Raw genomic sequence first — 11,819 nt, 5'->3', positions numbered from 1 at the left:
CGAGCTCGAGCACTTCAGCGAGCGCTTCCCGACCATCGCGGCCTCGGTCACCGCGGTGGGTCTCGACCCTTCCGCCGACTGGCTCCCGATCGCGCCCGCCGCCCACTACCTGTCGGGCGGGATCGTCACCGACCTCGACGGCGCCTCGTCGCTCCCGGGCCTGTGGGCGTGCGGAGAGGCGGCGTGCACCGGCGTGCACGGCGCTAACCGGTTGGCGTCGAACTCGCTGCTCGAAGGGATGGTCTTTGCGCCCCGCGTGGTGGAGGCCATCGTGTCCGGCCAGGACGGGCCCCGACCGTCGGGTGCGATGCGCGCCGTCCTCGGCTCCGGTCGCCCCGACATCGACGGCCGTCCCCTCGCTCTCCGTCTCCCCCCGCCCGACGGTCGGGCCGACGTCGACGCCGACAAGGCGCGCCACGAGCTGCAGCGGGCCATGACGACGGGCGCCGGAGTCCTGCGCAGCGCCGCCTCGCTCGACGAGACCTGCCGGGTGGTGGCGCCGCTGGCCGCCGGGCCCCGCTCGACGCCTGCGCAGGCCGAGCTGGCCAACCTGGGGACGGTCGCCTGGGCGCTGCTGCGCGCCGCCTCCGAGCGCCACGAGAGCAGGGGCTCGCACACCCGCACCGAGTTCCCCCACCCGGACGACGCCTTCCGGCTGCGGCTCGTGCTGGCCCCGTGAGCCCGGTGACGCGGTGAGCGACGTCCACCCCCCGATGCAGGCGGTGCGCCCGGTCGTGGCCGCCGCCCTGGCCGAGGACCTCCTGCCGATCGGGGACATCACCGCCTCGCTGGTGCCGGAGACCGTCACGTGTGCCGCCCGGTTCGTGTCGCGCCAGCCCGGCGTGGTAGCCGGCGTCCGCTCGGCGGGCGAGGTCTTCTCCCAGGTCGACCCCGACGTCGAGGTGCGCTGGCTCCTCGACGACGGCATCGCCGTGCGGCCCGGGGACGTGGTCGGGACCGTGAGGGGCCGCCTCCGCTCCGTCCTCACCGCCGAGCGCACCGCCCTCAACCTGCTCGGCCACCTGTCGGGAGTCGCCACCCTGACCCGGCGCTACGCCGAGGCGGTGGCCGAGGTGAACCCGGGCTGTCGCATCCGCGACACCCGCAAGACCACCCCGGGGCTGCGCGCCCTTGAGAAGGCGGCGGTGCGCGCCGGCGGCGGGGTCAACCACCGGGCCAACCTGTCCGAGGCGGTGCTGGTCAAGGACAACCATCTGGGCGGGCTGTCGGTCACCGCCGCCGTCGAGGCGGCCCGCCGGCAGTGGCCCGGCCGCCACGTCGAGGTCGAATGCGACAGCTTCGACCAGCTCAAGGAGGCGCTGGCCGCCGGGGCCGACATGGTCATGCTCGACAACATGGACGCGGCCCAGGCGGCCGAGGCGGTGGGCCTGGTGCGGGACCACGGCACGACCCCGGTGGAGGTGTCGGGCCGCATCACCCTCGAGTCGGCGGCCGCTTACGCCCGGGCCGGGGTCGATTTCGTCTCGGTCGGCGCCCTCACCCACTCGGCGCCGGTGCTCGACATCGGCCTCGACCTCGGAACCTCCTAGGCCTCCCCGCCCGTGCTCCTGGTCATCGACGTCGGCAACACCCAGACCGTGCTCGGGATGTACGGCCCCGAGGGCGAAGGCGACCTCGCCCACCACTGGCGGGTCGCCACCGTCCCCGAGCGGACGGCGGCCGAGCACGCCATGCTCGTGGCCCAGCTCCTCGACCTGGACGGCCGCCGGGCCGGCGAGGAGGTCAGCGGCATCGCCGTGTGCTCGGTCGTGCCCCGGGTCACGGCGGCCCTACGCCTGATGATCGACCGCTGGTACGACGTGCCGGCGGTGGTCGTCGAGCCGGGGACCCGGACCGGGATACCGATCCTCTACGACAACCCCAAGGAGGTCGGGGCCGACCGCATCGCTGACGCCGTCGGCGCCCACGACCTCTACGGCTGCCCGTGCATCGTCGTCGACTTCGGTACGGCCACCACCGTCGACGCCGTCTCCAACAAGGGCGAGTACCTCGGCGGCGCCATCCTCCCCGGCATCGAGGTCAGCCTCGACGCCCTGTTCGAGCGGGCCGCCGCCCTGCGCCGGACCGAGCTGGCCGAGCCCCGCCGCCTCATCGGGCGCAGCACCGTCGACTCCATCCGCTCCGGGGCGGTCTACGGCTTCGCCGCCGCCGTCGACGGGCTGTGCCGGAGGATGGACGCCGAGATCGGCCCCGCCACGGTCGTGGCCACCGGGGGCCTGGCCGAGTTCCTGGCCCCCCTCACCGAGTCGATCCAGTACGTGGAGCCCTGGCTCACCCTCCACGGCCTGCGCCTCATCTACCGCCGCAACCTCGCCCGCCCCGCCTGACGCCCACCGCCCGCCGCGCCCCCCGCCCGACCGGAGCCGCCCGTCCCGGGTCGCCCGGTGGCGGCGACGGTGCCGTGCAGGTCGTCCCGCCCGCCCGACCGGGGCGGCCGGACCGAGGAGGGAGACCACGGCGAGAAAAAAATCTGCCGGTCATATGTGAAAGTTCACATAAAGCGCAGAAATACCACGAGAAGGAGCGGGACCAACACGAGACGTGGCGATATCGGCCGTTCAGGAGGACGGAGAGCGCACGATAGGGCACTCCCTGCGCAAATGATGCCGTGCATATGTGAAAATTCATATACGGCACGGAAATTGTGTTTCGCGGGTAGGTGGGGGGGGCCGGTCAGGTGCCCGGCAGCGAGTCGGCCAGGCGAACCGGCAGCGTGTCGGTCAGGAGACCGGCAGTGAGTCGATCAGGCGGTGGCTGAGCTGGGCCAGGTGGGCAGCGGCGGGGCCGCCGATGAGGGAGATGGCTTCGCCCGCCTGGTCGGCCCACTCACGCGCCGTGGTGACCGCCTCGCCCAGGCCAGGGGAGGAGCGCACCACGTCCCGGGCCCGGTCCCGGGTGCCGGGATCGATCGGACCGCCGAGCACGGACTCCAGCTCGGCCCTGGTCTCGGGGTCGGCCATCGCCCGGATGACCGGCAGGGTGTACACCCCGGCCACCAGGTCGAGGCCGGCGGGCTTGCCCAGGCTCTCGTCGGTGCCCACCAGGTCCAAGATGTCGTCGCAGATCTGGAAGGCCATGCCGAAGGCGTGCCCGAAGGAGGTGAGGGCGTCGATCCGGTCCCGGCTCTGGCCGCTGGTCAGGGCCCCGATGCGGCAGGCGGCGGACATGAGCGAGGCCGTCTTGCCGGCGATGGCGGCCATATACGCGGTCTCGGTCCGCTTGACGTCGAAGGCGGCCTGGATCTCGAGGGTCTGACCCTGGCAGAGCCTGGCAATGGTGCCGGCGAGCAGGCCCGCCACCTCCGTCCCCAGCCCGGCGGCGATCTCCGAGGCCCGGGCCAGCAGGAAGTCCCCGGCCAGGATGGCGATCAGGTTCCCCCAGCGGGCATTGACGGTCTCGACCCCCCGGCGGGTGAGAGCCTCGTCGATGACGTCGTCATGACAGAGCGACCCCACGTGCACCAGCTCGACCGACACGGCACCCAGGACGAAAGGGGCCGCCCCGTCGGCAGAGAGGTCGGCGGCGGTGTCGGGGGGGGCCAGGGAGGAGGCGGCCACTGTGAGCGTGGGGCGCAGGCGCTTCCCTCCGGCGTCGACCAGATGGCGGGCCACCTCGGTCAGGAAGGGGTCCTCGGACGTCACCGCCTGGCGCAGCTGGACCTCCACGCGGCAGAGATCGTCCTCGAGCCGGGGAAGGTCCAAGAGCTCGGCGATGTTCACCAGGCATGGACGCTAGGCGACCCCGCCGGGTTCTCGACAACCGGGTCGGTATTCCCGCGCCCCGGGGGGGGTGCCGTACTGACACCCCTCCCGAGTAGAATCGGGTAACGAGCCACCCGGCACGCCAGGAGGCATCTTGTTCGAACGTTTCACCGACCGGGCCCGCAGGGTCCTTGTGCTGGCCCAGGAGGAGGCACGCCTCCTCAACCACAACTTCATCGGGACCGAGCACATCCTCCTCGGGTTGATCCACGAGGGGGAGGGTGTCGCCGCCAAGGCCCTCGAGTCCCTCGGGATCTCACTGGAGGCGGTCCGCGAGAAGGTCGAGGAGACCATCGGCCCGGCGGGGTCGGCCACCACGGGCTCCCCGCCGTTCACGCCGCGCGCCAAGAAGGTGCTCGAGCTGTCGCTCCGCGAGGCGCTGCAGCTCGGCCACAACTACATCGGGACCGAGCACATGCTGCTCGGTCTGGTGCGCGAGGGGGAGGGCGTCGCCGCCCAGGTGCTCGTCAACCTCGGCGCCGATCTGTCCCGCGTGCGCCAGCAGGTCATCCAGCTGCTGTCCGGCTACGGGAACAAGGAGGGCGCGGCGGCGGGCGTCGGGGCCCAGGGCCAGGGGGAGACCCCCTCGGGCTCGCCGGTGCTCGACCAGTTCGGCCGCAATCTCACCCAGCTGGCCCGGGAGAAGAAGCTCGACCCGGTCATCGGGCGGGAGCGCGAGATCGAGCGGGTCATGCAGGTGCTGTCCCGCCGCACCAAGAACAACCCCGTCCTCATCGGGGAGCCCGGCGTGGGCAAGACCGCCATCGTCGAGGGCCTGTCGCAGAAGATCGTCGCCAACGACGTCCCCGAGACGCTGAAGGGCAAGCAGCTCTACACGCTCGACCTCGGCGCCCTGGTGGCGGGCAGCCGCTACCGCGGTGACTTCGAGGAGCGCCTCAAGAAGGTGCTGAAGGAGATCCGCACCCGCGGCGACATCATCCTGTTCATCGACGAGCTCCACACCCTGGTGGGCGCCGGGGCCGCCGAGGGCGCCATCGACGCCGCCAGCATCCTCAAGCCGATGCTGGCCCGCGGGGAGCTGCAGACCATCGGGGCCACCACCCTCGAGGAGTACCGCAAGCACCTGGAGAAGGACGCCGCCCTCGAGCGCCGGTTCCAGCCGATCAAGGTGGAGGAGCCGTCGCTCAGCCACACCATCGACATCCTGAAGGGTCTGCGCGACCGCTACGAGTCGCACCACTCGGTCACGATCACGGACCAGGCGCTGGTGGCGGCGGCCAACCTCGCCGACCGCTACATCTCCGACCGCTTCCTGCCGGACAAGGCCATCGACCTGATCGACGAGGCCGGCAGCCGCCTGCGCATCCGGCGCATGGCCACGCCCCCGGACTACAAGCAGCTCGAGGAGGACATCTCGCGGGTCCGCGCCGAGAAGGAGGCGGCCATCGAGAAGCAGAACTTCGACGCCGCCAAGAAGCTGGCCGACCAGGAGAAGGAGAAGCTGGAGCGCAAGACCGCCATGGAGGCGGAGTGGCGCTCCGAGGGCGTGGACCTGTTCGACGTGGTCGACGAGGAGGTCATAGCCGAGGTCCTCGCCAACTGGACCGGCATCCCGGTCTACAAGCTCACCGAGGAGGAGACGGCCAAGCTCCTCCGTATGGAGGACGAGCTGCACAAGCGGGTGATCGGCCAGGAGGACGCCCTCAAGGCGCTGTCCCGGGCCATCCGCCGCACGCGCGCCGGCCTCAAGGATCCCAAGCGTCCCAGCGGCTCGTTCATCTTCCTCGGGCCGACCGGCGTCGGGAAGACCGAGTTGGCCAAGGCCCTGGCCGAGTTCCTCTTCGGTGACCAGGACGCCCTCATCCAGCTCGACATGTCCGAGTACATGGAGAAGCACACGGTGAGCCGCCTGGTCGGCAGCCCCCCGGGCTACGTCGGCTACGAGGAGGGCGGCCAGCTCACCGAGGCGGTGCGCCGCAAGCCGTTCTCGGTTGTGCTCTTCGACGAGATCGAGAAGGCCCACCCCGACGTGTTCAACGCCCTCCTGCAGATCCTGGAGGACGGTCGCCTGACCGACTCGCAGGGCCGGTCGGTGGACTTCAAGAACACGGTGCTGATCATGACCTCGAACCTGGGTACCGCGGACATGCGGAAGGCGTCGGTCGGCTTCGCCAAGACGACCTCGGCCGTGACCTACGAGAAGATGAAGGAGAAGGTGCACGAGGCGCTGAAGGCCCACTTCCGCCCCGAGTTCCTGAACCGCATCGACGAGGTCATCGTCTTCCACGAGCTGTCCCGCGAGGAGGTCACCGAGATCGTCGACCTGCTGATCCGCCGGGTGGCCAACCAGCTCGACGGCCAGGGCTTCGGCTTCGAGCTCACCCCCGCCGCCAAGACCCTCCTGGCCGAGAAGGGCTACGACCCGGCCCTCGGCGCCCGACCCCTGCGCCGGGCCATCCAGCAGCTGGTGGAGGACCCGCTGTCGGAGCGGATCCTGTGGAAGGAGTTCACCGTCGGGGAGACGATCATCGTCGACGCCGAGGGGGACGAGATCGTCTTCCGCGCCATCCAGGGCATCGAGCCCCCGCCGGTGGAGATGGCCGGAACCTCCTCCGAGTAGAGACCTCCTCATGTACGGGCGGGTGCTGGTGGGCACCGACGGATCTCCGACGGCGGGGCGCGCCGTCGATCGCGCCGTGGAGGTGGCGGCCGCCACCGGATCGGCTCTCACCATCCTGGCCGTCGGGGGCGGGGACGCCCTCGACACCGCCCGGGCGGAGGCCGGGCGTCACCGCGACTCCGGCGTCGACATCGAGGCGCGCGCCGCCGAGGGGGACGTGGCCGAGGTGCTCGTCGACGAGGCCATGCGCCAGCAGGCCGGGCTGGTGGTGGTCGGCAGCAAGGGCATGACCGGGGTCCGCCGCCTGGCATCGGTTCCCAACAAGGTGAGCCACCACGCCCCCTGCCACCTGCTCATAGTCCACACCACGTAGGGATCCGCGGGGGCGTCACACCCGCTCCTTACGATCGCCGAATGGGACGGCTGCGGACCATCCAGCGCTGCACCGAGTGCGGCTCGTCCACGCCCCGGTGGACGGGGCGGTGCCCGTCGTGCGGGGCGTGGAACTCGCTGGTCGAGGAGGTCGAGGAGGCCGCCCCGGCGGCAGCGGCGCACGCCGCCGCCGCCCGGGCCCGCATCTCTGAGGGGCCTGTCCTTTTGTCCAGCGTCGAAGGTGACGGCGCCGGCGTGCTGCCCACCGGCCTGGACGAGCTGGACCGGGTCCTGGCGGGCGGGCTGGTGCCGGGGTCGGTCACCCTGCTGGCGGGGGAGCCCGGGATCGGCAAGTCGACCCTCACCCTCCAGGCCGCCGGGATGCTGGCGTCGACGGGGGCCCGGTGCCTGCTCGTCAGCGCCGAGGAGTCGCGGTCCCAGGTGCGCGCCCGCGCCGAACGGCTGGGCGCCCTGGCCCCCACCCTGTGGGTGGTGGCCGAGACGTGCCTGCCCGACGTCCTCGCCGCCATCGCCGAGGTGGAGCCGCACCTGTGCGTGATCGACTCGGTGCAGATGCTGTTCGACCCGGCGCTGGAGTCGGCGCCGGGGTCGGTGGCCCAGGTCCGGCACTGCGCCCACCGCCTCGTCGAGGCGGCCAAGTCGTCGGGCACGGCGGTCGTGCTCGTCGGCCACGTCACCAAGGAGGGAACGGTGGCGGGGCCGCGCGTCCTCGAGCACGTCGTCGACACCGTGCTGTCGTTCGAGGGGGACCGCCACCACGCCCTGCGGATGGTGCGCGCCGTGAAGCACCGCCACGGCCCCACCGGTGAGCTGGGCCTGTTCGAGATGCGCGGCGACGGGCTGGTGGGGGTCAGTGACCCGAGCTCGCTCCTGCTGGCGGACCGGCGGCCCGGACTGGCCGGCAGCGTGGTCGTGCCGGCTATGGAAGGCGGGCGTCCGCTGCTGGTCGAGGTTCAGGCCCTCACCGTCACCGTGCAGGGTGAGGCACCCGCCCGCCGCTCGGTGCAGGGACTCGACGCCGGCCGTCTTCCCATGCTCCTGGCCGTGCTCGACACCCGCCTCACCCTCGATCCGAGGCTGGCCCGCCGTGACGTCTACACGTCGGTGGTCGGTGGCATCCGGGTGGGGGAGCCCGCCGCCGACCTGGGGGTGGTGCTGGCCCTCCTGTCGGCGTGCCAGAACCGGGCCGTGGACGCCGGCACGGTCGCGTTCGGAGAGGTCGGGCTCGGTGGTGAGATCCGCCAGGTGGTGCACACACCCCGCCGGCTGGCGGAGGCGGCCCGGCTCGGGTTCACCCGCGCCGTGGTGCCCCGCTCGACGACCGAGGCCCCGTCCGGCATCGAGCTGGTGCGGATGGGCACGGTCGGGGAGGCCGCCGGCATCGTGAACCGCGCCCCAGCGGTGAGACCGCGTGTCCTCACCGTCGTAAAGCCCTAACTACCATCGTTCTCGTGCCGTCCCGTCGCAGCCGGGCCATGACCGAGGCCCTGGGCGCCGTCGCGCCGGGCACCCCGCTGCGCGAGGGCCTCGACCGCATCCTCCAGGCCAACATGGGGGCCCTCATCGTGGTGGGGGACGAGGCCGCCGTGCTGGCGATCTGCTCCGGGGGGTTCCTCCTCGACGCCGAGTTCAGCCCGCAGCGCCTGTCGGAGCTGGCCAAGATGGACGGCGCCATCATCCTGGCCCGCGACGCCAGCCGCATCGCCCGGGCCAACGTGCACCTGGTCCCCGACCCCACGGTTCCCACCACCGAGACGGGCACCCGGCACCGGACGGCGGAGCGGGTGGCCCGGTCGCTGGACGTGCCGGTGATATCGGCGTCCGAGACGATGTCGGTCATCGCCGTGTACCGCAACGCCGAGAAGCATCCCCTCGAGTCGATCCCCCGCCTGATCAACCGGGCCAACCAGGCCCTGCAGACCCTCGAGCGCTACAAGAACCGTCTCGACGTCGTCAGCGCGTCGCTGTCGGCCCTGGAGGTCGAGGACCTGGTGACGGTGCGCGACGTGGTGAGCATGCTGCAGCGCTCGGAGATGGTCCGCCGGATCGCCGAGGAGGTCGAGGAGTACGTCGTCGAGCTCGGCACCGACGGGCGCCTGATCCTGCTGCAGCTCGAGGAGCTGATGGGCGGCGTCGAGGACGACCGCCACCTCGTGATCCGCGACTACCTGCGCCCGGCCAACGGATGGACGCTGACCGACGCGCTCGACCGCCTGGCCGCCATGTCCACCGAGGACCTGCTGGACCTCAAGACGTTGGCCTGGGTGCTGCACATCCCGGCCGACGCCGGCGGCCTCGACGCCAGCCTCCAACCCCGCGGGAGCCGGCTGCTCTCGCGGATCCCCCGACTGCCCGACGCCGTGATCCAGCGCGTCATCGAGCACTTCGGGGACCTGCCGAGCGTCATGCGGGCATCGGTGGAGGAGCTCGACGACGTGGAAGGCGTCGGCGCCGGCCGGGCCAAGGCCATCAAGGAGGGCCTGTCCCGCCTGGCCGAGTCCAGCATCCTGGACCGCTACAGCTGATCTACAGCGCGCGCTGGGCCAGCTTCACGCGCTCGACGATGCGGTAGCGGCGGTCGGACAGCTCGAGCCAGCCGAGGCGGACGAAGGTGGCGATGGCCTTGTTCACCCGTTCCCGGGACGCGCCGACCATCCCCGCCAGCTCCTCCTGGGTGACGGGAAGGGTGAACTCGTCGCTGTCGCCGGCCAGCTCGAGCAGCCGCTTGGCCGTCCGGCCGGTGACGTCGAGGAACATCGAGTCGGCCAGCGCCTCATCCGTCACGCGGAGGCGGTTGGCGAGCAGGGCCACCACCGTCCAGAGGGCCTCGGGCCGGCCCTGGAGGGCGGCGCGCACCGCGTCGTAAGGCACTGCGATCACGCGCGAGGGCTCCAGGGCCCGGGCCTCGGCGGAGCGCCCCTGCCCGTCGAACATGGACATCTCCCCGAAGAGGTCCTCCTCCTCCATGAGGGCCACGACCGAGCTGCGTCCGTCCGGGGCGCGCTTGGCGATGGCGATGCGCCCCGACATCAGGATGTACAGGTCCCGGCCGGCGTCGTCCTGGTCGAACAGGACCTCACCGCGGCTGAGCGAGACCTCCCGCGAGGTGTCGGCCAGGGCGCCGAGCGCGTCCTCGCCGAGGGCGGCCAGCAGCTCCGAGCGCGCCAGCAGGCCCCGTTTGTCCACGGACCGAGCGTACCCAGACGCCTCCCTATGAGTTGTTAAAGCAGCGAAAGGGCCGTACCCTGGTGCACATCCCCCCTGCTGTCTCGCCCTTGGGAGAGGTATGTCCTTCGACGTAGGTGACAAGGTCGTCTATCCCCATCACGGAGCCGCTGTCATCGAGCGCCGGGAGAAGAGGGAGGCATTCGGGGAGAACCGGGAGTACCTGGTCCTCCGCCTCGCCTACGGGGACCTGACCCTCATGGTGCCGGCGGACAACACCGACGAGGTGGGTCTCCGGGAGGTCATCAACGACGAGGAGGTCGAGGAGGTCTTCGCCGTCCTGCGCAAGAAGGAAGCGCGGATGCCGACCAACTGGTCCCGCCGGTACAAGAACCACGTCGAGAAGCTGAAGTCCGGGGACATCTACCAGGTGGCCGAGGTCGTTCGGAACCTGTCGATCCGGGACAAGGACAAGGGCCTGTCGGCGGGTGAGAAGCGGATGCTGACCCGGGCCCGCCAGATCCTCGTGTCCGAGCTCACCTTCGCCATCGGCGTGTCCGAGGACGAGGCCGAGAAGAAGCTGAACGAGGCCCTCCCCTAGGGCCCTCCGGCTCCTCCCGGCCCGCCGGCGCCCTCCGCCCGGGGCCGTTCAAGGCTTCGGGGCATTCCGCCGACATATAGGTGAAATGTTCGTGGAGGTCACCCGTCTCCTGACGGTCCTTCTCTGCACCGCGGCGGGCTACGGAATCGGGCGGCACAGCGGGGAGGGACTGGAACAGGGCCCCCTGGTCGGCGCAGCCCTCGGCGCCCTCTTCGGCTACCTCCTGGGCGGCGTAGGCGGCCGCCTGCTCCGCCGGGCCTGGGGCCGGGCCGAGGACCACATCGAGCGGGTACCGACCGCCCAACTGCTGGCCGGCACCCTCGGCGCCGTGGGCGTGGGGGGCCTGGCCGCCCTCCTCTGCATCCCGGCGCTGGTCTTCCTGCCGTGGGCCGTGGGGTGGCTCACCTACTCCCTCGTGGTCTGGCTGGCCGTGTCGGCGGGCTTTGCCCTGGCCAGCCACAAGGCGACCCAGCTGTTCGCCATGGCCGGCCTCTCGACCCGGCCGCTCGTGCGCGCCTCCCCCTACGGGGAGGACCCCGACGGGGACGCCGTCCTGGTCGACTCCTCGGCCGTGATCGACGGGCGGGTGCTGTCCCTGGTCCAGGCCGGGTTCCTCCGCGGCCCGCTCCTCGTGCCCCGCTTCGTCCTCGACGAGGTCCAGTCGGTCGCCGACGCCCACGACCCGGCCCGGCGCCGCAGGGGCCGCCGGGGCCTCGAGGTCCTCGACGCCGTCCGCCGGGCCGAGGTGCGGGTCCACGTGCTCGACGACGAGATGGTCGAGTACCGGGAAGTCGACGCCAAGCTCGTGGCCCTGGCCCGGCGCCTGCGGGTGGGCCTGTTGACCGTGGACGGCCCCCTCCAGCAGGTGGCCGAGCTCCAGGGCGTGCGCTGCCTCAACCCCGACCATCTCTCCGAGAGCCTGCGGGGGGAGCACACCGCTGGCGAGGTGCTCCGGCTTCCGATCAGCCGGCCCGGGCGCGACCAGGGCCAGGGCGTGGGCTATCTGGACGACGGGACCATGGTCGTGGTCGGCGACGCCGCCGACCAGATCGGCAACGAGGTCGAGGTCGAGGTGACCGGCCAGGTGCAGACCTCCCTCGGCCGCATGCTGTTCGCCTCCCTGCGGTAGCCGTTACCGTCCCCCGGGTGGGAGCCCGGTCGCCGCGGACGTGGGCCATCGTGGTGGCGGCGGGCTCAGGAGCCCGGTTCGGCGGCCCCAAGCAGTTCCAGCTCCTCGGCGGCCGGACCGTCCTCGAGCGGTCGATCGAGGGGGCCCGGGCCGTGGCCGAGCGGGTAG

At 71.9% G+C, this 11,819-nt stretch carries 11 protein-coding genes; 9 read left to right on the top strand and 2 right to left on the bottom strand.

What is annotated here, in order from left to right:
- From VFW24_08815 to VFW24_08805, 3 genes are all read left to right on the top strand, one after another.
- A partial coding sequence (locus VFW24_08815; protein HEX5266864.1) for an FAD-binding protein occupies positions 1–679 on the top strand: 679 nt, incomplete at its 5' end.
- Between the two features lie 13 nt (positions 680–692).
- Positions 693–1,550, top strand: a complete 858-nt coding sequence (gene nadC / locus VFW24_08810; protein ID HEX5266863.1) for a carboxylating nicotinate-nucleotide diphosphorylase — start codon at positions 693–695, stop codon at positions 1,548–1,550.
- A 12-nt stretch (positions 1,551–1,562) separates the two neighbouring features.
- Entirely contained in the window at positions 1,563–2,348 is a 786-nt protein-coding gene (locus tag VFW24_08805; protein ID HEX5266862.1) for a type III pantothenate kinase, read from the top strand.
- 393 nt (positions 2,349–2,741) lie between these two features.
- Here VFW24_08805 and VFW24_08800 read toward each other — a convergent pair whose 3' ends face one another.
- The gene (locus tag VFW24_08800) at positions 2,742–3,740 is read right to left on the bottom strand and encodes a polyprenyl synthetase family protein (protein HEX5266861.1); all 999 of its coding nucleotides are present in this window, start codon (positions 3,738–3,740) and stop codon (positions 2,742–2,744) included.
- Between the two features lie 136 nt (positions 3,741–3,876).
- Here VFW24_08800 and VFW24_08795 point away from each other — a divergent pair, with 136 nt between their 5' ends.
- Genes VFW24_08795 through disA form a run of 4 tightly spaced genes read left to right on the top strand, consistent with a single transcriptional unit; the run spans position 3,877 to position 9,281 of the window.
- Positions 3,877–6,363: an ATP-dependent Clp protease ATP-binding subunit gene (locus VFW24_08795; GenBank protein HEX5266860.1), complete on the top strand. Its 2,487-nt coding sequence runs from the start codon at positions 3,877–3,879 to the stop codon at positions 6,361–6,363.
- A 10-nt stretch (positions 6,364–6,373) separates the two neighbouring features.
- Positions 6,374–6,736 carry a universal stress protein gene (locus tag VFW24_08790; protein HEX5266859.1) on the top strand — a complete coding sequence of 121 codons (363 nt, stop codon included), beginning with the start codon at positions 6,374–6,376 and terminating at the stop codon, positions 6,734–6,736.
- A 41-nt stretch (positions 6,737–6,777) separates the two neighbouring features.
- Positions 6,778–8,193: a DNA repair protein RadA gene (gene radA, locus VFW24_08785; protein HEX5266858.1), complete on the top strand. Its 1,416-nt coding sequence runs from the start codon at positions 6,778–6,780 to the stop codon at positions 8,191–8,193.
- Between the two features lie 14 nt (positions 8,194–8,207).
- Positions 8,208–9,281: a DNA integrity scanning diadenylate cyclase DisA gene (disA, locus tag VFW24_08780; GenBank protein ID HEX5266857.1), complete on the top strand. Its 1,074-nt coding sequence runs from the start codon at positions 8,208–8,210 to the stop codon at positions 9,279–9,281.
- A 1-nt stretch (position 9,282) separates the two neighbouring features.
- On the opposite strand, the gene VFW24_08775 is transcribed toward disA, so the two are convergent.
- On the bottom strand, positions 9,283–9,942 hold the full coding sequence (locus VFW24_08775) for a Crp/Fnr family transcriptional regulator (protein HEX5266856.1): 660 nt from the start codon (positions 9,940–9,942) through the stop codon (positions 9,283–9,285).
- A 100-nt stretch (positions 9,943–10,042) separates the two neighbouring features.
- Between VFW24_08775 and VFW24_08770 the strand changes: the two genes are divergently transcribed.
- Both VFW24_08770 and VFW24_08765 read left to right on the top strand, forming a co-directional pair.
- Positions 10,043–10,522 carry a CarD family transcriptional regulator gene (locus VFW24_08770; GenBank protein ID HEX5266855.1) on the top strand — a complete coding sequence of 160 codons (480 nt, stop codon included), beginning with the start codon at positions 10,043–10,045 and terminating at the stop codon, positions 10,520–10,522.
- Positions 10,523–10,613: 91 nt separating this feature from the next.
- Complete coding sequence (locus VFW24_08765; GenBank protein ID HEX5266854.1) at positions 10,614–11,651, top strand: TRAM domain-containing protein; 1,038 nt, start codon at positions 10,614–10,616, stop codon at positions 11,649–11,651.
- The last annotated feature ends 168 nt before the right edge of the window (positions 11,652–11,819 follow it).

The organism is Acidimicrobiales bacterium, assembly GCA_036273495.1.
Lineage (GTDB): Bacteria > Actinomycetota > Acidimicrobiia > Acidimicrobiales > JAJPHE01 > DASSEU01.
The sequence above is the reverse complement of the archived record's forward strand: the minus strand, read 5'-3'. Positions and strand labels throughout refer to the sequence as shown.